Raw genomic sequence first — 26,949 nt, forward strand, 5'->3', positions numbered from 1 at the left:
TATCTTCCTAAAATGCAATCGATTGCGCATGGAACTCGATTGCATTTCCGTAAACAATCAACCAAAACTATGTGATTTACTAGTCGACTAAACCCATTAAACCCACGTTCGCTATGAATCGAAATCTACTTCAATTTTCTCCGCCCAAGATGTTGCAAAGCATCAAAGGTATGTTGCTGCTCATCATGCTCTCGCTCACATTGGTGAGGACAGTGGCGGCACAAGACTTAACTATTACTGGACAAGTAAAAGGTGCCGATGATGGTGCCGCACTTCCAGGCGTAACCATTATTGTTAAAGGTTCCACTAACGGAACATCGTCAGACGCTGACGGCCGCTACACAATTAAAGTGTCGGATCCGAATGCGATACTCGTATTTTCATTTATTGGTTACGCACAACAAGAAGTTGCTCTAGCCAATAGGACTACCGTTGATGTTTCACTCGAAGCAGACATTGCAGAACTTTCCGAAGTTGTCATAATCGGTTATGGTGAGGTGAAGAAAAGTAATGTGATTGGTTCAGTTTCTTCTGTCAAAGCAGAAGATCTCACAAGAATTCCTGCTGGAAACGTGATGGAATCTTTACAAGGAAGTGTTCCAGGTATGGACATTACACGAACAAGTGGCGCAGCTGGCGCAAATGTGAACATTGCTATTCGCGGAAATCGATCACTGACTGCCAGCGGTTCACCGCTCTTTATTGTCGATGGAATTCAATACAATAGTATACAGGATATCAACCCCAACGACATCCAGTCGATGGAAGTGTTAAAGGACGCTGCATCAACCGCAATTTATGGTTCCCGCGGTGCGAACGGTGTAATCTTGGTAACAACCAAAAGAGGATCAGGTAAAACAAAAGTATCTTTTAATACCTATACTGGCGTCTCTTCACTCAATGGTTACCCCGACGTGCAGAACGGTGCACAATATGCAGCCCAACGACGTGAAGCCAATAGAACAGCAGGTAAATGGTCGTCAGAAGCTGACGATGGAACTATCTTTAGCGTGGCGGAGCTGGACAACATTAAGAATAACAGGTCGACAGATTGGAGAGATCTGATGCTTCACAATGGATCAATTCAAGATTACCAAGTAGGATTAACATCGTCTTCCGATAAGACATCGTTTTATGCATCATTAAATTATTTTCGAGAAAAAGGCTTATTTGAAAATGACGTCTTACAGCGTTACACCTTTCGCACAAATATTGATCATAAAATTTCTGAAAAGTTTAAAGTAGGTACGCAAAATCAATTCTCTTACTATGACATCGATCGCCGTCGCGATCCTTTAAATATTTCGAATAAACTTAGTCCTCTCGAGGATGCCTATGATTCCACCGGTGCTGTTATTCCGTGGCTTAACAATAACAAGACTGTAAATCCATTGATGGATGAAGAAGGCGATAACTTTGTTAACAACTCTGTGGTAACGCGACTATTTTCATCGCTGTACGTTGAGTTCAAGCCCATCAAAGATCTAACGTTCAAATCAATCATTGGCGTGACCAGTTCAAACACGCGAGATGGAATATTTGCATCTGCTATGACCGTAGCGCGCAATGGTATAAAGCCGTTTACATCTTTTACGAACACGACAGATCTTTCCATTAACATGGAAAATATTCTCACATACAACAAAGAAATTAACGGACACACTTTTACGATAACGGGAGTCCAATCGTTGCTTCGCAATAAAAGAGAAGTTCATGCATCGTCAGGAATCAACCAGTTAATTTCTGCACAAGGGTATTATGGGCTTGGTAATGCAAACGAGCAGATTATCACAGGGGCGCCTTATACCGAGAGTGGACTACTTTCTTTTACGGGTCGTGTTCAATATGACTATAAAGAGAAATATCTGCTCACGCTTATTGGAAGAAGTGATGGTGCTTCGCAGTTGAGCCCGGGTCTCAAGTGGAATTTCTTCCCGTCGGTTCAAGCAGGATGGAGAATTATTGAAGAAGCATTTATGGCTGGTGCTACGACGGTCTCTGACCTTAAACTGCGTGCTAGTTATGGTCTGTCAGGAAATTATGCCGTAGATCCATATTCCACGCAAAGTAACCTTGCACGTGTGCCCATGGCCTATGATGAGAAATTGGCAGTCGGTTATATGTTTGATACAAAACTTGGAAACGATGATTTGAGTTGGGAAAAATCGACAACGGTGAATGTTGGGATTGATTTTGGATTTTTATCAAATCGTCTTACAGGATCTATTGACTTATTCAGAACGAAAACCGTAGATCTGTTGCTTAATAGATTCCTCCCTGCGAGTTCAGGTGCAACAAGAATTGTTCAAAATATCGGCGAAACTGATAATAGGGGAATTGAAATCGCTCTTAGCGCGGTACCTGTTCAGACAGACAAGTTCACTTGGAAAATCGGAGCAACATGGTTTAAAACTAGAGAGGAAATTGTCGCGCTGGCTACGGAATCGGATGACATCGCGAACGGATGGTTTATTGGACAGCCAACAAGAGTTTTCTACGACTATGAGAAAATCGGTATTTGGCAAACCGCTGATGCCGATTTGGCAACCACTTTCGGACAAGTGCCAGGTGAAATCCGAGTGAAAGATCAGGATAATAGCGGTGGCATTGATGCAACGAAAGACCGAGTAATTATAGGGTCGGCATTACCACAATGGATCGGAAGCTTTAATAGTGATTTTAAAATCGGAAACTTCGATGTGTCGATTCAAATGTTTGCCCGTTGGGGACAAACTATACAATATGATTTTGCAAATATTTACGACCCTACAGCGAACGAGAATAGCATCGAACATGACTATTGGACTCCTGAGAATCCTTCCAACGATTATCCACGTCCAAACGCCAATACATCACGAAGCGCAATGCGTTATTTGTCTACACTGCTTTACCGAGATGGTTCCTTTATGAAACTTAGAGGAATTACAATCGGTTATAACCTTCCAAGTACCGTCCTTTCCAAAACCCCATTCAGTCGCGTGCGGATTTATCTGAACGGTAAAAATTTATTCACACACAGTAAGATTGACAACTATGATCCAGAAGGTGGCGGTAATGAATCAAACCCACTTTCAAGATTGATTGTCGGTGGTATTAATCTCGAGTTCTAATTGAAAATGAAAATAGCAATGAAAACTAGAAATATATTCAAAGTGATGATCGCGACTAGCATGTTAATGTTAGGCGCTTGTGGTGAACTGCTTGAAGAAAAAAATCCATCGGGAATAACGGATGAGAGTGTATACACCACACCTGAAGGATTTGAAACGCTTGTTAACGCTTCTTATGCGACAGCACGTCATTGGTATGGAAAGGAAGATGGATACACATTGGCTGAAGGAGGAACGGACCTCTGGTTGCAGGGCGTTGATAATCGACGCGTTGACTTGATGACTTACAATAATCTTCAAGCAACGGAGAATATGCCACCACTGAGTATCAATGAGATTTTCTTGGAGCGTATTTGGGAGCGATTCTATGCCACGATCAACCTGATCAATGCAGGGATTCTTCGTATTGATGATGCAGGTCTCGCTGAAGATTTGAAATTAAAACGCAAAGCAGAGCTGCATTTTCTTCGTGCATTCTACTACTGGCACATCGTTGAAACATGGGGAGGCGTGCATTTAACGACCGAGGAAACCTCGACAGTGCAAACCACAGCAAACCGTTCCTCTGTTGATGATTTTTATGCGTTGATTTTCAGTGATCTTGCCTTTGCCGTTGAGAATCTTCCGCCAACAACAACCGACTACGGACGTGTTACGAAACCAGCAGCTGAAGCGTTCCTTGCGAGAATGCACCTTACCCGGGGAAATAATGCTGAAGCTTTAGCACTCTCCCAAAAGGTGATCAGTGATTATGGATTTCAATTGGTGCCGAAGTATGCTGATCTGTGGTCTATGCAGAATCTTAAAAATAAAGAAGTTGTTTGGGCGGTCAATTATACTGTTGACCTTACCTCGAGCGATCTATTGAATACAGCAACAAATCCATTCGGACATCCGCGTGGTGGTCATAACGCACACATGATGTTTTTGATGACCTACGAAAGAGTCGCTGCGGGGGCGATTGGTATGCAACGCGATGTTGCAAACGGCAGACCTTTTGCACGATATATGCCAACAAAATTCTTGCTGGATCTTTTTGATGAGACGATCGATGCGCGGTATAATGGATCTTTTCAAACGGTTTGGAAAACAAACAAGGCAGGTGCGTATAAGAAAACAGTTAACGGCGTAGAGTATAATGTAAACCTCGCACTCGGAGACACAGCGATATTCGCGTCGAAATATGAGATTGCAGATGAGGTTGATGCTACTAAGAAATATCTCATTGTTGATCAAAGTAAAATGTACAAAAACGATGGAAACTTTAATGGTAATCAGTTATACATTCCATTAAGCAAGTTCCTCGATCCAACAAGACCTACACTCACCGAAGTTCAGAGCGCACGCGATGCATTCGTTATTCGTCTCGCTGAAATGTATCTGATTGCAGCTGAAGCAAAATTGAATCTTAACGATGCCGAAGGTGCTGCAGAGTTTATCAATGCAATTCGTACCCGCGCGGCTGTCCCTGGAAAAGTTGCCGAAATGCAGGTAGAGGCGGATGATATGTCGATTGACTTTATCCTCGATGAACGCGCACGCGAACTTGCCGGTGAACAACTTCGCTGGTTTGATCTCAAGCGTACAGGTAAGCTTGTTGAACGCGTTGTTGCCCATAATCCAGCAGCTGCACCTTACGTGAAAGAGTATCATAACGTAAGACCTATTCCGCAACGTCAACTAGATGCTGTTACGAATAAAGCTGAGTTTACGCAGAACGACGGATATCAATAGAAATACATTGGGTTTGATTGGTAAGAATGATCCCGTCGGTTGGCGCCGACGGGATTCATTTGTATCACGGTAGAAAAAAATACTTTATGAAATTACTTTCTGCATTTGCAGCACTGCTCATTTCCCTCACGCTCTCTTTTGCACAGGAAAAAACCTTTCAAGTTACCGTAGAGAATCCTACCGATGTAAATAGAGAATCGGTGTTGATTACCATCTTGAAAAAAGAGATAAACAATGTAGCGTCTGATTTTAATCCGGATAATTTTTCGGCTTGGATTGATAAAACGGAAATCGCCAGCCAATTCAACAAACACAACGAGCCAGGAATTTATCTCGTACTCGATCAACTTAAGCCACGCGAGAAATTGAATATCATGATCCGCTACAATACGAGTGGTAGCGCTGAACACCACTACACAAAAAGAACGCAGGCCGAGCTTTCACATAAAACAGGTGGAACATTTGTAAACCGTGAATACGTTGGCGGTGCATTTAAGAATGTAAATTACTTGCGTGTTCCCGCGGAACATAAAGACCACTCTTGGTTTATTCGATATGAAGGTCCAGGTTGGGAATCTGACAAAGTAGGATACCGCTTCTATTTAGATCAGCGCAATGCTACTGATGTATTTGGAAAGCTTACGCCTGAAATGGTGTTGCAAAATGTAGGACAAGATGGATTTGATTCTTATCACGAAATGCAGCCATGGGGAATGGATGTAATGAAAGTTGGTAAGTCGCTTGGACTCGGTTCTATTGGGATGTTGTCCGATAATAAAATTTCACGCGTTGAATTTACGGATAGCGTAACGTGCCGGATTATTGAGAATGGCGATTTGTATTCGGCGATAGAAACAAAATATCTTGGGTGGAAAGTTGGCGAACGTAAGATAGATGTGAAATCAATTCTCTCTATTCATGGTGGCACACGCTTAACCAAGCAATCACTTACAATAAAGGGTGATCCGGATAATATTTCAACAGGGATCGTGAAAGATAAGGCCGCAACTTTGATTTCATCGAAAGGAGATAAAAGTAAGTTCGGCTACCTGGCAACCTGGGGCAACCAAAGTCTTAACAAAGATGAACTCGGACTCGCCGTGTTTTTTGATCCACAAAACTATGCGTCATTCACCGAAGATGAATTTAGTCATATTGTGAAATTGAAACCTTCCAAATCAACGTTGACATATTACTTTTTGGCAGCGTGGGTGAAAGAACCCAATGGTATCCAAAGTGAAGCTGCCTTTAAGGCGTATATCGATACCGTTGCGAAGGATCTGGCTACCCCTGTTAAAGTGACCATCAAAAAACGATAACGACAATGAAAGTAGTGAAGTATTTGTTTTATAGTGCCCTCATGATCGTGTTGAGCTGCTGCTCGACGTTAGGCAATGGCCATGATAAGATTTTGGTCACGGTTGAGCGTGTAGCGCGGCCGTTGAATTCAAAAGAGGCAGTGGATATTGTTTTTCCTTGGGATGAACTAGTAAAAAGATTCCCTGCAGCAAAGTCTAAAAGTATTGAAATCTTTGATCGCAATTTCGGCCAGAAGGTAGATACACGGCTCGTTGACAGCGACAAGAATGGAACACCTGAAGCCGTCGTAATTCATTATACGTTCGCTTCCACTGATCCTGTTTATACATTTTCCGTCCATCAAAGTAAAAATCAGCTGGAAGTGGAGAATAAGTCGATTGCACCCAATGCGAACCTGAAAGTGTCGTTTTTGAAATCGTCCGAGCAGTTCACAAAGGAAGGTTTGAAGTGGTCCGATAAAATAGTACAGAGTTCAATGACGTTTTATCCTGATCCGTTAGGGATAGCCATTTATTCACCAGGAGAATGGAATTATGAATATGGATATTTCTTAAGTGGTGTTTTTGAATTGGGTAAACAGACTGGCAATAGCCAGTACATCCAATACGCAAAGCAATGGGCTGATCATTTCATCGATGCTAATGGAAACATGGACACTACGGAATATGATCGCGCGCAGTATCGTCTCGACGATGTTCAGCCAGCGAGGTTGTTTGTCTATCTATATGGTGAGACCAAAGAAGAAAAGTATAAGCACGCTGCTGATCAGTTTATCGATCACATGAAAAACCAACCGACTACCAAAGAAGGAGGATATTGGCATAAACAGATTTATCCTTATCAGATGTGGCTTGATGGAATTTTTATGGGTGATGTTTTTTCGATGCAATACGCAAAGCAATTCAACGAGAAGCACTGGATTGATGAGGCTATCCATCAAATCAAACTCATGTCAAAATACACGCTCGATCCGAAAACAGGTTTGATGTACCATGGGTGGGATGAGTCAAAAAATAAAACGTGGGCGCATCAAGAGAAGGGAACGTCTCCGGAATTTTGGGGACGTGCCGTAGGTTGGTATATGATGGCACTCGCGGAAGCAATGGAGTGCATTCCCAAAGACCATCCCGAGAGAAAGGACGTAGAGAAAATATTTCGCGATCTATCCGCAAGCGTTCTGAAATACCAGGACAAAAATTCGAAGCTTTGGTTTCAAGTTTTGGATAAAGGAAATCAACCTGGAAATTGGATAGAGACCTCGTGTGCGGCAATGTTTGGCTACGCGATGGCGAAAGGTGCAAACTTGGGAGCGCTTGATAAATCTTATTTAACAGTGGCGCAAGGTGTATTCAAATCACTTACGCAAGATTATGTATACTTCGACGATGCAGGGCGACTGTACCTGGATATGACCGTAAAAGTGGGAACGCTAAATCCAAAATTTTCAAAAGGTGATTACGCTTACTACATCGCGACAGAGCGCCGCATTAACGACTATAAAGGTTTAGCATCGTTACTCTTCCTTGCGAAGGAGTTAGAGTATAAGCGATAAAGGTCATTGGCAGCGTGATAAAAACTAATAAGTGAAATGCGTTTGATAATTTTTGTGCTGATATTTTTCGTGGCGGAGGTAAAAGCTCAGTCGTTGGTGCCAGACTTTATTGTGAGTGCGGATGGTTCTGGTAATTTCAAAACAGTACAGGAAGCCATCAACGCTGTTCCTGATTTTAGAAAGAAGGAAACGATCATCTTTGTCAAAGCTGGAACCTATAAAGAAAAGCTTCAACTGCACCCAACGAAGCAGAAAGTCAAATTGATTGGAGAAGATGTTCAAAAAGTCAAAATAACGTATGATGATTTTGCTTCTCGTAAAAATTCATTTGGTGAAGAAATTGGAACAGGTGCCACGGCTTCCGTTTTAATTTTTGGAGATGATTTCTTTGCAGAGAATATTACGTTTGAAAATGCAGCGGGTCCCGTAGGGCAGGCAGTAGCGGTGCGTGTGAATGGCGATCGCGTTCAATTCGTGAATTGCCGATTCCTTGGATTTCAAGATACACTCTATGCGCACGGCGATCGTAGTCGACAGTATTACAAGAATTGTTACATCGAAGGAACAGTTGATTTTATTTTTGGATGGTCGACCGCATTCTTTGATAACTGCACAATTTTCTGCAAGAAGTCCGGATACGTCACGGCTGCGTCGACATTGGAGGGACAGCCATTTGGTTTGGTATTTTTGAACTGTAAAATTACAGGCGATGCGCCAGAGTCGACATTCTATCTTGGTAGACCTTGGAGGCCTTTTGCAAAAACAGTTTTTATCAATTGTTTTCTTGATAAACAAATTAAGCCAGAAGGTTGGCACAACTGGAATAAGCCCGATGCTGAGAAAACATCGTTCTACGCGGAATATAAATCACATGGACCAGGTGCGAAAGGAGACCGCGTACTGTGGGCGAAACAACTCAGCGACGATGAAGCGGCGAAATATACGGTTGAGAATGTATTGGGTGGTAGTGATGGTTGGTTAAAACAAAAATGATGATGATGAAGCATGTGTTAGTTTTTTTTCTGTTCACCTTTAGCGTGGCGAGCGCACAAGAAATTGTTTATAAAGATCTTCCATTTGCAATGTCACCGGTCACAGCTCCGGTGTTTCCAGATCGGAAAAGTAGTGTAACAGATTTTGGAGCAGTAGGCGATGGTGTAACGGTAAATACTGCGGCCTTCAACAGTGCGATCGAGACGTTGGCCAACAAAGGCGGTGGTACTTTGCTGATTCCGCGCGGAATATGGCTGACCGGACCAATTACGTTGAAGAGCAACATCAATCTGCATACAGAAGCCGGAGCCTTGATCATCTTCACAAAAAACATGGATGACTATCCATTAGTGGAAACTAGTTTTGAGGGGCTCAACACAACACGATGTCTATCGCCTATCAATGGAAAAGATCTAACGAACATCGCGATTACGGGCGCCGGTGTTTTTGACGGATCTGGTGACGCGTGGAGACATGTGAAAAAGTCAAAGCTTACGGGCGATCAATGGAAAAAACTTGTTGCCTCTGGTGGCGTGCTCAACGAAGCGGGAAATACGTGGTACCCCACGGAAAAGGCAAAAAAGGGTGCGTTGCTTACGGCTAACTTTAATGTGCCGGATTTGAAAACGAACGAGGAGCTTGAAGCGATTAAAGATTTTCTGCGTCCTGTGATGGTAAGTATTGTGAAATGTAAAAACGTTTTGCTTGATGGACCAACATTTCAAAATTCTCCCGCGTGGTGCCTGCATCCGTTGATGAGTGAAAATATCATCATTCGAAATCTTACGGTGCGAAATCCATGGTATTCACAAAACGGCGACGGCCTAGATCTTGAATCATGTAGTAACGTCATTATCGATAACTGCAGTTTCGATGTTGGAGACGATGCCATTTGCATTAAATCTGGAAAAGATAAAGATGGTCGCGCACGCGCCATGCCAACACAAAATGTTGTCGTGAACAATTGTGTTGTATATCATGGTCATGGCGGATTTGTTGTCGGTAGCGAAATGTCTGGCGGAGTGAGGAATATTAAAGTTCAGCACTGCACGTTTATTGGCACTGACGTTGGACTTCGGTTTAAGAGTACGCGCGGTAGGGGTGGCGTTGTGGAGAAGATTTTTATCGAGGATATCAATATGATCGACATTCCTGCGGAGGCATTATTGTTTGACCTGTACTACTCCGGAAATTCGCCTGTTCCAACCGTCGAGGAGAAGTTTGAAGACAAAGAAAAGCTTGCCAAGTTATTGCCCGCTGTAACTGAAGAAACACCGTCGTTTAGAGATATCACGATTAACAATGTACAATGTCGTGGCGCGGGAAGAGCAATGTTTATGCAAGGCCTTCCGGAGATGAACTTGAAAAATATCAAAGTATCAAATGTTAAAATCGTTTCCACGAAAGGCATTGAAGTCACGGAAGCAGATGGGATTGTATTCGATAATATCTCGATTCAACCTGAAGTGGGCGCGGCCTTGGCGTTAAAGAATACAAAGAATATCTCGTTTACGAATTTCGTTCCAGTTAAACAAAATGCAGTGACCATCAGCGGGGTAAATACACAGAATGTCAGACTTGAAAAGAATAACATCGCTGTGACGGTATCTGAAGAGGTAAACAAAAAAGCTGTGACGTTGAAGTAATTATTCGCTTGTGACTTTCGAGTGTAAATGAAAATTGCTCCGTTTATAGCGAAGCAATTTTCAGTTTTTTATAATGATACGCCTCGTTTCCAAGGAATAAAGTCGTCTTGATGAAGTTGTGTTGCTTTCGTTTTTACGTTACCGCTGGCAACCTCAATAATGAAATCAAGAATTTGCTCGCCAACTTGTTCAATTGTCTTTTCACCTGAAATAACTTGGCCTGCATCAATATCGATGATATCTGGCATCTTCTCAGCAAGCTTTGTGTTTGATGAAATCTTGACTACCGGTGCAACAGGGTTCCCCGTTGGCGTTCCGAGTCCGGTGGTAAACAGCATAATGTTTGCGCCAGCACCCGCCAGTGCAGTAGTACTTTCTACATCATTGCCTGGTGTGCACAATAAATTGAGCCCTGGCTTTTTAACGTATTCACCATAATCGAGTACGTCAGCAACAGGTGAGGTACCGCCTTTCTTCGCAGCGCCTGCAGACTTCATCGCATCGGTGATCAAACCATCTTTGATATTTCCAGGAGATGGATTCATATCGAAGCCCGATCCCACTGCGACGGCAGCTTTTTCGTAAGCGCGCATCAGTTGAACAAACCGATTCGCGGTGGTGTCATCCACGCAACGGTTGATCAGTTCTTGCTCTACACCGCAGAGCTCAGGAAATTCAGAGAGAATGGAAATTCCGCCAAGTGCAGCAATTAAGTCTGATGTGTGCCCGATCGCAGGGTTCGCTGAAATTCCAGAGAACCCATCGGACCCACCACACTCTAAGCCGACAACGAGTTTGTTAAGTGATGCGGGCTTACGTTGTTGTTGATTTGCTTTAATCAGTCCTAGAAATGTTTCGCGAATGGCATTCGCAAGTAGCTCCTGTTCTGTTCCTTCTTTTTGTTGTTCGAGTACAATCAATGGTTTTGTAAATGCGGGATTTAGCTTGGCGAGTTTATCGCGAAGAATATCTGCTTGCGCATTTTGACATCCGAGACTTAATACCGTAGCACCTGCGACATTGGGATTATGAATGTAGCCGGCGAGAAGGGCGCACAACGCTTCTGCGTCCATACGTGTTCCGCCACATCCACCTTCATGGGTGAGGAATTTAATGCCATCAATATTCTTGAAAATTTGGGATGCTTGTTCCGTTGTGCTTTGCTGAAAATTCAAGCTATTGATGTTGTCGACTTTTCCCGCTTGATAAAGACGCACCATTTCTGATACATAATTCTTATATACATCGGGCTTTGAAAATCCGAGCGCTTCTTCAAATGCTTCGCGGATCATGTTGACATTTCTGTTCTCACAAAATACAAGCGGTATCACCAGCCAATAGTTCGCTGTACCTACTTGCCCATCTTCACGATGGTAGCCCATAAATGTTTTTGTTTTCCATTTATCGACCTGTGGTGCTTGCCATTGAAAAGTCTCTGTTTTTTCGGAAAAGTTTGATGATTTGTGTTTGACGTTGTGTGTGCCGATAGCGCCACCAGCAGGAATCGGTTTCATAGCTTTGCCAACGAGCACGCCGTACATCGTAATCTCGTCGTCTACGTTCATTGCCTTCTCTACAAATTTGTGTTTTGCAGGGACGTCATCAACAAGCTGTACGGTTGTATGACCAAGTGTGAGCTTTTCACCTGCGTTGAGATTTGAAAGTGCTACCAGCACATTGTCGGCTGGATGAATTTTTAAAATTTTGCTTGACATATTAAATAAACGCTTATCTTGCGCAATCGATTGCGCAATGTACACACTTTTAAACCATAATTATACTCAATCCACAGATTTCATTAACTTAAATCATAAAAGTTATATGATGCCACCCGCGAGTGAACTCGTGACCTCCTTGCGCAAAACTGGGCTGATTCCCGTCTTCAGTCACCTCGAAGTAGACCTCCTTGTTAGAATCGTGGATCTCGCTTATCGCTGCGGCGTTAAAGTATTTGAATTCACCCATTTACGCGACAATCGCGGCCTTCGACTTTTTCAATATTTGAAAGAGCAAATGGAGCAGCACCATGATCTAATCCTCGGTGTGGGAACGGTGCTCGATGCAACAATGACAGAACGATACCTTAATGTCGGTGCGCAATTTATTGCATCACCTTTCATGCGCGATGACATGGCGGCAATGTGCAACGCTCGCCATGTACCCTGGATGCCAGGTTGTTCAACACTAGCAGAAATTTTACAAGCGAGAGAACTCGGTGCACAGATCATTTCGGTTTTACCAGGCAATGTACTCGGCGCGGAGTTTATTGCTCCGATCACCAAAGAACATAAAGATATTTTGCTCATACCGTCGGGCGGTCTCGATACCACGGCAGCGAACTTGAAAAAATGGTTTGAAGCAAATGCACTTTGTGTTAAACTCGGAACGTCACTCTTTCCTCGCGAAACAATAGCGATGCGAGATTATCATAGAATTGAATCCAATATTCTGAACACCATGAAAACTATTCGACAGGTTAAATCTTCTATCAATACTCTTAACCAGATCTCTTGACGTAATGACTGCAATTAAAACGGCCCTCTTGTCTTTCGGAATGTCGGGAGAAGTTTTTCATGGACCATTGCTGCGTGCACATTCGGGCTTTGACGTCACACACATTTTAGAGCGAACACATCAACGTTCATTAAAGCAATTTCCGGCAGCTACTATTGTGCGGAATATTGAGACAATCTTCAACAACAACGACATTGAACTCATTATTGTTAATACGCCAAATGCTTCCCATTTTGATTATGCCAAAGCTGCACTAGAAGCAGGAAAGCATGTGGTAGTAGAAAAACCATTCAGTGTTACGGTAGAAGAGGCAGATGCGCTCATTGCGTTAGCGAAGGTGAAAGGAAAAGTGCTAACCGTCTTTCAGAATAGAAGATGGGATGGAGATTTTCTCACAGTAAAAAAAGTGGTCGAAGGAAATCTTCTCGGGAAAATTGTGGAAGTCGAAACACACTATGATCGCTTTCGCAACTACGTCGAAGAGGGGAGTTGGAAAGAGCAACGACTCGAAGGAACGGGAATTCTTTATAATCTGGGCTCACATCTGTTGGATCAAATGATTGTGTTGTTTGGAATGCCATTATCGCTTGATGCACGAATGGGCATTCAACGCCCTCAGGGTCAGGTTGATGATTACTATGATATTCGTATGCAATACAAAGGGTTTCATACGATTATTAAATCGAGTTATCTCGTCAGGGAGCAAGGTCCCAGATACGTCCTTCATGGAGTGGAAGGATCGTTTGTGAAGTATGGTATCGACCCGCAAGAACAGGCGTTGAAAGATGGTTTGAAACCAGGTTCGGCGCGGTGGGGACATGATGAGGTATCGGCTTGGGGAAAAATCAATACGACAACGAATGGTCTACACGTCGAAGGAAAAATTGAAACCGTGGCTGGAGACTATCTCGCATTTTATGAAAATGTATACGAAGCGATCAGAAACGGTGCAACACTTGCCGTGAAACCGGAAGAGTCACGTGATGGCATTCGTCTCATAGAAGCTTGTTTCGAGAGTAACGCGCAGCAACGGGCTGTAAAACTTTAACGCAATGTCATATCTAGATCAATTATTTGGAATTAAGGGAAAAGTTGCCGTCGTAACGGGCGGTACCGGTGTTCTCGGAAATAAAATGTGTTTAGCACTCGCAAACGCCGGTGCATCTGTCGTGATACTAGGCAGAAGAAAAGATGCCGCTGACGAACTCGCGCAAGAAATTCAAAAAGCAGGGGGGAAGGCAATCGGTATTTCTGCCGACGTTCTTGACGAAAAACAATTGCAAGAAGCAAAAGCAAAAATTTTAAGTACGTTTGGATCGATCGATATCCTCGTGAATGGCGCAGGCGGAAATATCCCCGGCGCTGTAATCGCTCCTGATAAAACGTTCATGGACCTCAAGATGGATGACTTTAAAAAAGTTGTTGATCTAAATCTGCATGGAACAGTTTTGCCGTCACAAATTTTTGGTGAGGCAATGGCGAAGCAAAAACGTGGCGTCATTATCAATATTTCTTCGATGTCAGCGATGGTTCCGCTAACACGTATCGTTGGATATTCTGCGGCGAAATCTGCCGTCAGTAATTTCACACAATGGCTTGCCGTAGAGATGGCGAAAAAATTCGGTGAAGGAATTCGTGTAAATGCCATCGCTCCAGGATTTTTTCTCACGGAACAAAATAGAAACCTGTTAACCAATACAGATGGGTCACTAACGGACCGCGGAAAATCAATTATTGCCAGTACACCATTCGGAAGGTTTGGCGATGCAGATGAATTATCTGGCGCATTGATTTGGCTTACATCCGACGCATCGAAATTTGTATCTGGTATTGTTGTACCTGTCGATGGCGCTTACAGTGCATTTTCAGGCGTATAGGTTAAGGAAACAAATAAAAAAACTCGAACACTTGAACACGCGAACACTCGAACACTCGAAAAGTAACACTCCCCAGATCATTACGCTTGGTGAGATCATGCTTCGGCTTTCTACACCGGGCTATGCGCGCTTTACGCAAGCGCAACATTTCGAGGTGCAATATGGAGGATCAGAAGCGAATGTAGCAGTTGCCTTGGCGAACTTTGGATTGTCGGCAGCACACGTCACGCGATTTCCAAAACATGAGTTGGGCGTTGCGGCTACCCAAGCACTGCGAAAGAATAATGTTGAAACCAAACACATTGTGTATGGCGATGAACGCATGGGAATTTACTTCGTAGAAAATGGTGCGATGCAACGTTCATCCAAGCTAATCTACGATCGATTTGATTCTGCTTTTTCGCATATCAAAAAAGGTATGATTGATTGGGATGAGGTGTTTAAGAATGCAAGCTGGTTTCATTGGTCGGGCATTACGCCAGCAATTTCTCAAGGTGCAGCAGACGTTTGCCTTGAAGCAATCGAGGCTGCAAGAAAAAATAATGTATTGGTGTCAGGTGATATCAATTATCGCAGAAACCTCTGGCAATATGGAAAGACTGTTCAAGAGATCATGCCAGCGCTAATTGCATCCACAGACTTTGTCATTGCAGGGACGACAGACATAGAAAACTGTACAGGTATCACAGGCGATTCTTTTGAAGAAGCTTGTGCAAATTTTATGAAGCAGTATCCCGCTGTTAAAAAAGTAACAACCACTATCCGTGATTCGATAAGTTCGTCGCACAATAAGATCAGTGCAACATTGTGGGATGGAAAGAAGTTGATCAACTCACAGGCTTATGACTTAACGCATATTGTTGATCGCATTGGCGCTGGTGATGCCTACATGGCAGGCTTGATTTATGGATGGTTGACAAAAAAAGACGATCAACAAACGTTGGAGTTTGCAACAGCGGCCACGGTGTGGAAACATTCTGTAGAAGGCGATGTGAACATTGCTACAGTCGCTGAAATAGAAGCATTAGCGCGTGGCGAAAATGTAGGACGATTATTAAGATAACAAGTTATAGAAATGTCATTTAGTAAAGAGCAGGTATTAAACATCATGCGGAGCACCAAACTCGTTCCGCTGTTCACACACGACGATGCCAGCGAGGCTTTGGATGTAATCGAAGCGGCGTACCAGGGTGGTGTTCGTGTTTTTGAATTTACCAATCGTAAGAAGAATTCATTCGAAGTTTTTTCTCAAGTACAAAAACAGCGAAACAGATTTCCAGAACTAACGCTGGGTATAGGCACGATCATGGATCCGGAGACTACAAAAAAGTTTATTGACGTAGGCGCTGATTTTATCATATCACCTATTTTGAAACCATCCATGGGCGAAGTATGTGGTGCGCATGGTAAACATTGGATTCCTGGCTGCGCAACGTTGACTGAAATCGTCACAGCAAAAGAACACGGCGCTGAGATCATCAAAATATTTCCTGGCTCTGTGCTTGGCCCTGGGTTCGTATCCAGTATTCTTCCCGTAGTGCCAGATTTAAATTTGATGATCACAGGAGGCGTAGAGCCTACAGAACAAAATCTCGCCGCGTGGTTCAAAGCAGGTGCGATGTGTGTTGGGCTCGGATCACAATTGTTTACGAAAGATATTCTTGCGAAGAAAGATTGGCCTGCACTCAAGGAGAAAGTATCGACGGCGTTGTCCATCATTCAGCAGCTGAAATAAATTATCACACTCCAAACCAAACCAAACCTTGAAAGACTTAAATGAAAAAATCGGAACGTATCGTTGGACGATCTGCGGTTTAGTGTTTTTCGCTACAACTGTCAATTATCTAGATCGAACAGTCATATCATTCTTGCGCGAATACCTTGCAAAAGACTTCGGCTGGACTTCCGTAGAGGAGGTGGCCAACTATGCTGATATCGAAATGGCATTTAAACTTTCGTATGCGCTAGGTTTTATTTTTGCGGGCCGAATAATTGATAAGCTTGGAACGAAAATCGGATACGCGTTGGCAACAACGGTGTGGAGTATTGCAGCGATAGCACACGCTTTCGTTACCACCACCTTGGGTTTTTCGGTCGCGCGTATATTTCTTGGCGTTGCAGAAGCTGGAAATTTTCCCGCGGCAATCAAAACTACAGCAGAGTGGTTTCCAAAAAAAGAGCGTGCTTTAGCGACGGGTATATTTAACAGTGGATCGAATGTCGGCGCGATTTTGGTGCCCTTCACAATTCCTTATCTCGCCGAAAATTATGGATGGCAAGCTGCGTTCATTATTACCGGTGCAATTGGTTTTGTATGGCTCATCCTGTGGTTCATGCTTTACGAAGTTCCGGTAAGACAAAAGCGGCTAAGCGCGGCTGAATTACAGTATATTAATAGCGATCCTGTAGATGCCGCAGAAGTAAACGGTGCAGCGACACAGAAATTGAGTTGGGCAAAATTATTAACCTATCGGCAAACCTGGGCATTTGCCCTTGGTAAATTCTTGACTGACCCTATTTGGTGGTTTTATATCTTCTGGCTTCCAGATTTTCTTAAAAAAGAATACAACCTTACTAAATACGAAATCATTTGGCCAGCAGCCATACCGTTGATCATTGCAAGCTTTGGAAGTATTGCGGGAGGTTGGCTGCCAATGAAGTTTATGAACAGTGGGTGGGAAGATTTTCGTGCGCGCAAAACAAGTATGTTGTTGTATGCATTCATCGTTGTACCAGTACTCGGGGTACAGTATCTCGGTGGTATCAATATGTGGTTTGCTGTCGTGATCATCGGACTCGCAATGGCGGCGCATCAAGCATGGAGCGCAAATATTTTTACCACTGTATCCGATATGTTTCCCAAGCACGCAACCGCTTCTGTAACTGGAATCGGTGGATTGTTCGGCGGACTCGGGGGCTTACTCCTCACAGCGCTGGTTCAAAAAAGAATGTTTGTCTATTATGAAAGCTTGGGTAAAATACAAACAGGTTATTTTGTCATGTTTCTGATATGCGGGTCAGCCTACTTGTTAGGATGGATAGTCATGCATTTACTCGCGCCAAGAATGGAAAAAATTAAGGTGTAATGAGGTTAACGGATGGCCAAATCGCGGATTTACTGATCACCGATAACAGATAACCGATAACTTTCTCCTAAATTAGGCTCTTTGACGTATCATGCGATTGAAGAGCCTTTTTCTATTTCTATGCATTAGCGTCGCTGTAGCCATACATGCGCAACCGCTGCAGTATAAATTCGTGCGACTCACAGCCAGTAATGGCCTTTCGAACAATCAAGTCACTTGTTTCCTCAAAGACAGTCGTGGATTTATTTGGATCGGTACATCCGCGGGGTTAAATCGTTTTGATGGCTACACTTTCAAAACTTTTAGAAACGATACACGCGATTCCTCCAGCATTACCAGTAGTTTCATCAGTAGTCTGATGGAAGACCCTGATGGGCGAATTTGGATTTCCAGCGTTTACAATTCGGCGCAATCCAATGTCTACGATCCAGCAACAGAAAAATTCACGACAACGACAACAGAAATTTTGGAAAGCTATGGTATGCCCGGTGGTGTTGTGCGCAATATTGTAAAGGATTCAAAAGATGACTTTTGGTTTCTGCATGAACGCGGGCTCTTTCATTATAGTAAGACTCGGAAAAAGGCCATCGCCGTAAATTATATCGGCCGCGATAGTACTGCTTTCTCTCGAAATGGTATATCGGATTTAAATGAAGATATCAACGGCGATTTTTGGGCGATACAACGCAATGGTGTCCTGCTAAAATTTTCAGGTAAGAATTATAAGGTTATCTATCGCAACAATCATTTTAGAAATTTGAACCTGGATGTAGAAAATACATATCATGTGCTTCCTGATAACGATGGTGATGTATGGATTTATCCTTCAACGGCAAGTCAAGGTGTATATTATCTTAATGTAGCCTCCAATGTAATTCGCCCCATTAATGAACGTTCCCCAAACGTGCAGCTAAGTAGTAACATTGTACGTGGTATGGTGCAGGACAACGCAGGCAAAATGTGGGTGGGAACAGATCATGGTGGTGTTAATATCATCGATAAAAAAAACTGGACAATAAAAGTTATTCGGAATAATCCGGAAGATCTTCAAAGCATCAGTCAAAATAGTTTGACAGCATTGTATAAAGATCGGTCTGGCGTGATTTGGCTCGCAACGTTCAAGCAAGGCGCATGTTATTACCATGAAGACATTATTCGGTTTCCATTGTATCGACATGACTCTTTCTCTTCAAGAAGTCTGCCTTTTGACGACATCAATCGTTTTGCGGAAGATGATAAAGGAAATATTTGGATCGGTAGTAACGGTGGAGGATTGATTTACTTTGATAGGGCTAATCAAACGTTCACTTCTTATCGCCACGACCCAAAGAACCCACATAGCTTAAGCAGTGATGTTGTAGTAAGTCTCCATATTGATCGTGATAAACGGGTTTGGGTCGGTACTTATTTCGGCGGCTTAAATCTTTTCGATGGAAAAGGCTTTAAGCATTTTCGACACAATCCTAACGATGCGCGAAGCCTAGCGGATGATAATGTTTGGGAAATTTACGAAGACCGACAGGACAATTTGTGGATTGGAACAATCTATGCTGGCCTTGAGTTGATGGACCGGAAAGCTGGTACGTTTACGCATTTTCGCGGCGGTGACATAAACTCAGTTCATACAAATTATATTTCTGAGTTGGTTGAAGATAGCGCGGGTAATCTTTGGGTTGGAACGGGCTGGGGAATTGATCTCTTACGCAAGGGCTCGTCATCATTTGAGCACATTGTGAATCTTAACAATTCGCCAGATCATCTTAGCAGCAATAGTATTTTATGCATCTTCGAAGACAGTCGCGGATTGATATGGATTGGCACGCAAGAAGGATTAAATCTTTATAATCCGACGACTAAAAAATTTAGTGCATTCCGAGATGACAATGGCTTGCCGCATAATACCGTATTCACCATCGTTGAGGATGACGCAGGATCGTTGTGGATGAGTACGCCCAACGGAATTTCGAATGTAAAAGTCAGACTAGAGGGCGAAACTGTAAGTTGTTCTTTTCATAATTATGATGAAGCGGATGGCTTGCAAGGAAAACATTTTAATGAAAATGCGCGGTTAAAGACAAGCAAGGGAGAACTTATCTTCGCAGGCGCATATGGATTCAATATTTTCAAGGCAGAAAATATTCAAACTAATATGCGGAAACCCGAGATCATTCTTACTGATCTGCAGGTTTTCAACAAAAGCGTTGGTATTGGGGAGAACGCGAATGGACATGTGATCCTTGACAAATCGATTACCACAACAGACCATATCACGTTAAAGTATAACGAGAATGTTTTTTCCATTGAGTTTGCCGCGTTGAACTATTTTCATCCCGAAAAAAGTGAATATCGATATACCCTTGAAGGTTTTAGTAAGACGTGGGTGACAACGGATGGAAACTCACGACGGGTGACGTATACAAATTTGGATCCTGGCGATTATGTTTTTCATGTGCAAGGTTCTAACAACGACGGTCTGTGGAACGAAAAAGGAGTAGAACTGAAGATTACAATCTTACCGCCTTTCTGGAAAACGCGTATTGCCATCGCACTGTATATGTTATTTATCATCGGTGCACTTTTCATTACGCGGCGACTCATACAGCAACGCGAACGTATGAAGTTTGCCATTGAGCAGGAGCGACAAGAGGCGCAACGCATGCATGAGCTTGACATGATGAAGATTAAATTCTTTACCAACGTGAGTCATGAATTTAGAACACCACTTACGCTAATATTGACACCCGTTGAAAAATTATTGAAGACCGCTACAGATGAAAGCTATACACAGTTTCAGATGATCCATCGCAATGCGCGCCGATTGTTGAACTTGGTCAATCAACTATTAGATTTTCGTAAACTGGAAGTACAAGAAGTCAGGTTAAGTCCATCGGAAGGCGATATCATTCGATTTATTCAGGAGACCGTCTATTCATTCTCGGACCTTTCAGAAAAGAAAGATATTCGCTTGGAGTTTAGTTCAACGACCACATCGTTCGAAACTTTGTTTGATGCCGATAAACTTGAAAAGATTTTATTTAACCTCTTGTCGAATGCTTTCAAGTTTACGCCGGAACATGGCGCAGTGAGTGTAGCGGTAAGTGTATTGGGGCGTAATGCGGGGCAATGGTTGGAGATCAAAGTTCGAGATACCGGCATCGGAATTCCCCCTGATAAATTAGATAAAGTTTTTGAACGTTTTTTTCAGAGTGATCTCCCTCGCACAATGGTAAATCAAGGTAGCGGTATTGGCCTTGCGATCACGAAGGAATTCGTTCGTATACACGGCGGCACTATCAATGTTGAAAGTGAAGTTGGCAAGGGAACTATCTTCACGGTTTCTATTCCCGTGGCAGACGTGGTACATCAAGAAAAGAAACCAGTTGAAGAGGTGGTTCCCATTCAGGAAATTAGTTCGAAAGAAGCGTTTTCAGTGGGCGACGCTAAAGGTACTGCCGATAATAAATTGCCAGTGCTGTTGCTAGTGGAGGATAACGAAGATTTTCGCTTCTATTTAAAAGACAATCTCAAAGATCAGTATAACATTGTTGAAGCGAGAAATGGCAAAGAAGGGTGGCAGCGAGTAGTAGGAGACCTGCCCGACCTTGTTGTATCCGACGTGATGATGCCGTTGATGAACGGGATAGAATTGTCGAAGAAAATCAAAAATGATCCAAGAGTGTCGCATATCCCTGTGATCCTCCTCACTGCGCGTACAGCAGAAGAACAAAAATTAGAAGGCTTCCAGAGTGGTGCAGACGATTACATGACGAAACCGTTCAATTTTGAAATCTTGCAATCGCGGATAAAAAATTTAATTCACCAGCGCGAGTTGTTTCATAAACACTTCAGAAAACAATTTGAGGTGAAAGCAAGTGATGTCAATATCACATCGCTGGATGAAAAGCTTATTCAGAATGCCATCAAGTCTGTAGAGCAACACGTTTCGGATCCCGATTTTTCTGTTGAGGACTTGAGCCGTGAATTAGGGATGAGCCGTGTTCATTTGTATAAAAAATTGCTAGCGCTTACGGGAAAGTCGCCTCTAGAGTTTATTCGCGTGATTCGTTTACAACAAGCTGCGCAGTTGCTCGAAAAGAGTCAGCTTACAGTTTCTGAAATCGCTTACAAGGTAGGGTTCAACAATCCGAAATATTTTACAAAATATTTTAAAGAGGAGTATAGTATGCTACCGTCGGCATACGCAGCTGAAAAACGCAACAAGGGGCAAGGGCGGAGTTGAAGGTTTCTGGAGTCATGTTATGTTCCGTGCGCATATTCAAACTTTAAACCTTAACTTTGATCGCTAATGCTTATCCTAAATTTGATGGAACAATTGAAAGAGTTTTTACTTAAATATAAACGACAATCTGTCGCTGGTGTCATCTTTATCTCGATCCTGCTAGGAATGGGTTTGATGAAAAAAGTGACGCAGCTGTTGCCGTACTACATCAAACAGAACAAGTGGGATGCATCACTTCCGGTGTGGTTCGATCCATACGGCGTGGCTGGTGTAGGATTTCTGATAGCGCTTATCATGATATTTTTGATCAACTGGACGTTTAAAATTTTGATGCGCGATTTAGAGAAAGGTGAATAGCGTTTTAGCAAAGCGTTATGATATGCGGCATTGCTTTGCTGTAATGGCCTCTATTTTCTTCACCCTCAATTCAATAATTTTCGATGATGTAGTATCGCTGTGGATACGTCACTTTTACTTCATTATAAAAACCTCAACTAACGTGGTGAAACAGGGGATCGATTTGTTATCCGGTAACAAAAGGCCCCCCATTCATTACTTTTTGAATCCCATCAACTGCTGTTGTTGGGTTTACATTTGTTGCATTCAACTACACAATGGACAACCTTAAGAAAAAAACGCGAATCATGCTTGCCCTCGAGATCGCCATCTATGTTGTGATCGCGGGATCGCTCGCAGCGATTATGATGCTATAAATTTCCTGTTTCTTTTTTAATGGAATAGAAACGCTGATGTTCGTATCATGCTGGTTCTCCGAATAACCGTTACGCAAGACATAATTTTTGTTTGAAGCCTACCGCAATTCATTTCCATCCCCGAGCTGTTGCGAAATTTGATGCCTGAAAATAGACGACCGGAAACGACGATGTTATCACCGTGGTCAACCGTTTGCAATCCTGAAATCACGGCACTTTTTCCGTCAGTTAACAAAAAATCCCGCTGTTTGAAACATTTTAGCCCTGTCAGTTAACACGCGGCACCCATAACGGGAACAATTTCCTACCCAGTCACAGCGCCGTTCACGCCTACATTTACGCAACCGTTTGCGAGAATTATATACTCCAGCATACGGTTGCATACGGAATCAATCTATGGATACGACGACAATGGCGAATAAAATTTTGACTACATGTGCTTTTCAAGGCATCGCCACTGCCTATCCACTCGCGCAACAATATTTCATCAACAATCGATCTACTGCGATCGATCACGAAACACTGAGGACAAGGGGTCTTCAGTTAGTTTGGGTTAAAACTGATTTGTCCGGGAGGGATGAGGTTCAGCGCTCGTCCTCTCTCGGAAATCAGACATTGCTCAATCCAAGCTTCCCGCCGTAACTCAATTACCCAAAATAAACCCAGGATGAACAAACCAAACCAGATTACTATGAAAAATTTCTACCGAAGCTTGTTGCCGACGATTTCCGTCATGCTTCTTTTTATCGGTGCTGCCGTCTATGACCAGAAGCAAGATTTAAAGCGCGTGATGAATTCGATTGACAAATCTGATTTTCGGGCGCGCAACACGGATTCCTAATCTACAGGAATCAAGGCGGAGGCAAATGAAGCATTTGCAACGCAATCCAAATACCCGCATTGTAAACGTCTCCTTGCATGATCATATCAAGCAAAGCGACGTCTCAAAATTTTCTTTAACCTCTTAAAGTATGAGTAAGATTTACAAAAAAATAAGTCATGTTCCCTTACTGGTGCTGGCGATGTTGTTAACAACGGCATCGGTATACGCACAGCAAAAAGTTTCAGGTACGGTGACAGATGGCACAGGCGCAGGAATGCCTGGCGTGAACATCGTGAAGAAAGGTACTGCTATTGGTACAACCACAGATGCCGATGGAAATTTCATCATTGAAGCATCGCCGGATGACGTGCTGACAATATCATTTATTGGTTACAACACCAGTGAAGTGAAGGTTGGCAATCAAACGGAATTCAAGGTCACCCTTGTCGAAGATGTAGAAACGCTCGGTGAAGTTGTTATTGTTGGCTATGGTGAAATGAAGCGCACAGATCTTTCGAGTGCGCAAGTGTCGGTTAGTTCAGAGCAGATTTCGAAATCGGTGAACACTACATTTGAACAGGCGCTTCAAGGTAGAGCAGCCAACGTAATGGTTACACAGAATACAGGGCAACCTGGCGGTGGTGTTTCTGTTAACATTCGAGGTGTCACTTCGCTTACTGGAAATACCCAGCCGTTGTATGTGATCGATGGTGTACAGATTGAGGGCGCAACAGGTGGTCGTTATGGATTTGCCAGTTCGAGTAATCCGCTGGCGGGTATTAACGCGTCGGATATCGAATCTATGGAAGTTCTTCAAGGCCCTTCTGCAACGGCGATTTTCGGTTCACGTGCAGCGAATGGTGTGGTACTCATCACAACAAAGCGTGGTAAAGCAGGAGAAACAAAAATCAATTACAGTTTTGGTTATTCCTTACAAGATAAGCCAGAATCAATTGCATTGATGACGCTTCCGCAATATGCTGAATTTAGTAACGCCGCTTCTGCTGTTAACGGAACACCTCCACGCGTAGAGTTTGCAGATCCTAGCCTGTTAGGGAAAGGAACAGATTGGCAGGACGCTATTTTCCAACGCGCACCAATGACGAAACATCAACTTTCGTTTAGCGGTGGTAGTGAAAAAACTACATACTATTTTTCTGTAGAAGATCTCAGTCAAGATGGTATAGCGCTTGGTTCATGGTTTAAGAGAAGAGGTATACGATTAAATGTTGAGAATCAAACACGCAAATGGCTGAAATTATCTACTAACGTACAGCTTAATCAGACGCGTGAATCATTAACAACAACAACGGATCAGCTAATCATCACCGCCATTGAACAGGATCCTTCTATCCCGGTAAAAAATCCTGATGGATCTTGGGGCGGGCCCTTTAATGTAGAGTTTCAGTTTTCTAGCCCTAACCCGATTGCCTTGGCAACGATCAACGATCGCGATCTGAGAAGAACGAATATCATCGGCGGTGGCTCTATCGACATCACGCCGATACCAGGTTTACTGATCAAAAACTCCTTGAATACAAGCCTCAACTTCTCGCGCGGCAATTTGTGGGAGCCAAACTATCAATGGGGTGGTGTCATCAAACCTGCAGAGCAACGACGCGCAGCAAAGGAAACAGGAAATGGCATTTGGTGGGGCCTCACGAGCCTTGTGCAGTACAACAAAAAGATCGGTCAGCATGACATAACAGTCATGGCAAGCCATGAAGCGCAAGAAAATACTTGGAACGGTTTCAGCGGATCACTCGAAGGCCATGTTACAAACAACATTCCGGAATTTGGAGACAATGGTAGTCTTGGTAATTCAGATAGACAGCGTGTGTCAAGTTATAAAGGTTCGAACGCACTGGAATCTTATTTCGGCCGTGTGGTTTATGTGTATGACGAGAAGTATATCCTACAAGGAACAATTCGCAGAGACGGTTCATCAAACTTCGGCCCAAGAAGAAAATGGGGAACGTTTCCTTCCGTGTCTTTAGCTTGGAGAATATCCGAAGAGAGTTTCTTCGATAACATCAAAGCCGTTGAAAATTTAAAGTTGAGATTAGAAACGGGTATCGTTGGTAACCAAGGTGGCCGATCATTCTACGGCGCGTTGAATTCCACAACGACTTGGTTGGGATCGGGATATTTGCTAGGCAATTATGACAATCCTGACTTAGGTTGGGAGGAAACGAAAGCCTATAACGTCGGACTTGATGTGTCCCTATTTAATAATCGTGTCGAAGTTATTGCCGATGCTTATTACAATACGATCGACAACCTGATTATGGATATGCCTCTTCCTGATATTCATGGAACGAATGGTGACGGAGCCATCGGAAAACCTCCAGTCAATATTGGTGTACTTCAGAATAAAGGTTTTGGGATTACGATCAATACTGTCAACACAGAAGGCAAACTTAAATGGAGAACAGGATTTAACTTCTCTGTTGCGCGCAATACGTTGAAGGAGTTATATAATGACGCAGCATACTTCGACAGAACGCAATGGTTTATGACGGGATTCATTCAACGTTCAAGTGTTGGAAATCCAGTGTGGGGATATCTCGTCTATGAAAAAGAAGGTATCATCCAAAACGAAGCCGCATTGGAAGCGGCAGCAATTCCTGCAACGAACAGCAGATCGTTTAACAGCACGTGGGTAGGGGATATCCAGTATAAAGACCAGCTCACCGTTGACACTGATGGTGACGGAAAGCCTGATGCTGGTGATGGTAAGATCGACGTGCAAGATCAGATATTTGGTGGCAATCCCTGGCCAAAATTCACCTTCGGTATGACCAATGATTTTACGTACGGAAACTTTGACCTTAGTGTTCTACTAACTGGTTCTTACGGAAGCGAAATTTTCAATCAGGTCAGATTTAAGTACGAGAATCCGAATGGTGCCGGTATTCAGCGTAACCTAATGCAACGTGCCTTCGATTTCGCACGACTTGGAACAGACGAAGCAGGTAAAGCATATGTCATTAATGAAGGAACTTCCGTGCCGCGTGTAGGTGGCGCAAATGGAAATGGAAACCGTGCCACGCAAGATTACATCGAAGACGGATCTTACATCAGGATTAAAAATGTGCAACTTGGCTACAATATACCGCCAGCGATCTTGCAAAAGCTTAAGGTAATTAATAAAGCCCGAGTAGCCATCGGCGTTCAAAACTTGCACACGTTCACAAAGTATTCAGGGTATGATCCGGAAGTAGGTGCATTTACCGGCAATAATGCGGTAGCAGAACAACCGCTGATCGGTGTGGACTACGGTCGCTATCCGTTGACGAGAATGTACAACGTAAGTGTTGATATACAATTCTAAACGATGA

General features: G+C 43.2%; 17 protein-coding genes. 16 read left to right on the plus strand and 1 reads right to left on the minus strand.

Annotated elements, in window-relative coordinates; all coding sequences use genetic code 11:
• Window positions 1–113 precede the first annotated feature (113 nt).
• The 6 genes from DQQ10_RS15910 (at window position 114) to DQQ10_RS15935 (ending at window position 10,355) form a co-directional block, all read left to right on the plus strand.
• Complete coding sequence (locus DQQ10_RS15910) at window positions 114–3,110, plus strand: SusC/RagA family TonB-linked outer membrane protein (protein WP_112747880.1); 2,997 nt, start codon at window positions 114–116, stop codon at window positions 3,108–3,110.
• Window positions 3,111–3,128: 18 nt separating this feature from the next.
• Window positions 3,129–4,844 carry a RagB/SusD family nutrient uptake outer membrane protein gene (locus DQQ10_RS15915; RefSeq protein ID WP_112748043.1) on the plus strand — a complete coding sequence of 572 codons (1,716 nt, stop codon included), beginning with the start codon at window positions 3,129–3,131 and terminating at the stop codon, window positions 4,842–4,844.
• A gap of 86 nt (window positions 4,845–4,930) precedes the next feature.
• The gene (locus DQQ10_RS15920) at window positions 4,931–6,163 is read left to right on the plus strand and encodes a DUF4861 domain-containing protein (RefSeq protein WP_112748044.1); all 1,233 of its coding nucleotides are present in this window, start codon (window positions 4,931–4,933) and stop codon (window positions 6,161–6,163) included.
• A gap of 5 nt (window positions 6,164–6,168) precedes the next feature.
• Window positions 6,169–7,716, plus strand: a complete 1,548-nt coding sequence (locus tag DQQ10_RS15925; protein ID WP_112747881.1) for a glycoside hydrolase family 88/105 protein — start codon at window positions 6,169–6,171, stop codon at window positions 7,714–7,716.
• Between the two features lie 36 nt (window positions 7,717–7,752).
• Window positions 7,753–8,709, plus strand: coding sequence for a pectinesterase family protein (locus DQQ10_RS15930; RefSeq protein WP_112747882.1), 957 nt, complete (start codon window positions 7,753–7,755; stop codon window positions 8,707–8,709).
• On the plus strand, window positions 8,706–10,355 hold the full coding sequence (locus DQQ10_RS15935) for a glycoside hydrolase family 28 protein (protein ID WP_112747883.1): 1,650 nt from the start codon (window positions 8,706–8,708) through the stop codon (window positions 10,353–10,355). Before DQQ10_RS15930 ends, DQQ10_RS15935 begins: the two co-directional genes overlap by 4 nt.
• Window positions 10,356–10,423: 68 nt before the next feature.
• On the opposite strand, the gene DQQ10_RS15940 is transcribed toward DQQ10_RS15935, so the two are convergent.
• The gene (locus DQQ10_RS15940) at window positions 10,424–12,070 is read right to left on the minus strand and encodes a UxaA family hydrolase (protein ID WP_112748045.1); all 1,647 of its coding nucleotides are present in this window, start codon (window positions 12,068–12,070) and stop codon (window positions 10,424–10,426) included.
• A 106-nt stretch (window positions 12,071–12,176) separates the two neighbouring features.
• Here DQQ10_RS15940 and DQQ10_RS15945 point away from each other — a divergent pair, with 106 nt between their 5' ends.
• The 10 genes from DQQ10_RS15945 to DQQ10_RS15990 all read left to right on the plus strand — a co-directional run bounded on the left by DQQ10_RS15945 (window position 12,177) and on the right by DQQ10_RS15990 (window position 26,942).
• Window positions 12,177–12,869 (plus strand): beta/alpha barrel domain-containing protein, encoded by a 693-nt coding sequence (locus tag DQQ10_RS15945; protein WP_165823960.1) that lies wholly within the window; start codon window positions 12,177–12,179, stop codon window positions 12,867–12,869.
• Window positions 12,870–12,873: 4 nt separating this feature from the next.
• On the plus strand, window positions 12,874–13,917 hold the full coding sequence (locus DQQ10_RS15950) for a Gfo/Idh/MocA family oxidoreductase (protein ID WP_112747885.1): 1,044 nt from the start codon (window positions 12,874–12,876) through the stop codon (window positions 13,915–13,917).
• A gap of 4 nt (window positions 13,918–13,921) precedes the next feature.
• Entirely contained in the window at window positions 13,922–14,746 is an 825-nt protein-coding gene (locus tag DQQ10_RS15955) for an SDR family oxidoreductase (protein ID WP_112747886.1), read from the plus strand.
• A gap of 31 nt (window positions 14,747–14,777) precedes the next feature.
• Window positions 14,778–15,809, plus strand: a complete 1,032-nt coding sequence (locus tag DQQ10_RS15960; RefSeq protein ID WP_262511771.1) for a sugar kinase — start codon at window positions 14,778–14,780, stop codon at window positions 15,807–15,809.
• 45 nt (window positions 15,810–15,854) lie between these two features.
• A complete protein-coding gene (locus DQQ10_RS15965; protein WP_245970436.1) occupies window positions 15,855–16,481 on the plus strand; it encodes a beta/alpha barrel domain-containing protein in 627 nt (208 codons plus the stop codon).
• Between the two features lie 28 nt (window positions 16,482–16,509).
• On the plus strand, window positions 16,510–17,832 hold the full coding sequence (locus DQQ10_RS15970; protein WP_112747889.1) for an MFS transporter: 1,323 nt from the start codon (window positions 16,510–16,512) through the stop codon (window positions 17,830–17,832).
• A 91-nt stretch (window positions 17,833–17,923) separates the two neighbouring features.
• On the plus strand, window positions 17,924–22,072 hold the full coding sequence (locus DQQ10_RS15975; RefSeq protein ID WP_112747890.1) for a hybrid sensor histidine kinase/response regulator transcription factor: 4,149 nt from the start codon (window positions 17,924–17,926) through the stop codon (window positions 22,070–22,072).
• Between the two features lie 66 nt (window positions 22,073–22,138).
• Entirely contained in the window at window positions 22,139–22,429 is a 291-nt protein-coding gene (locus DQQ10_RS15980; RefSeq protein ID WP_133259671.1) for a hypothetical protein, read from the plus strand.
• Window positions 22,430–23,476: 1,047 nt separating this feature from the next.
• On the plus strand, window positions 23,477–23,626 hold the full coding sequence (locus tag DQQ10_RS27970) for a hypothetical protein (protein ID WP_165823961.1): 150 nt from the start codon (window positions 23,477–23,479) through the stop codon (window positions 23,624–23,626).
• A 130-nt stretch (window positions 23,627–23,756) separates the two neighbouring features.
• Complete coding sequence (locus DQQ10_RS15990) at window positions 23,757–26,942, plus strand: SusC/RagA family TonB-linked outer membrane protein (RefSeq protein ID WP_112747893.1); 3,186 nt, start codon at window positions 23,757–23,759, stop codon at window positions 26,940–26,942.
• Window positions 26,943–26,949 lie beyond the last annotated feature (7 nt).

Source organism: Pseudochryseolinea flava (assembly GCF_003286915.1).
Lineage (GTDB): Bacteria > Bacteroidota > Bacteroidia > Cytophagales > Cyclobacteriaceae > Ohtaekwangia > Ohtaekwangia flava.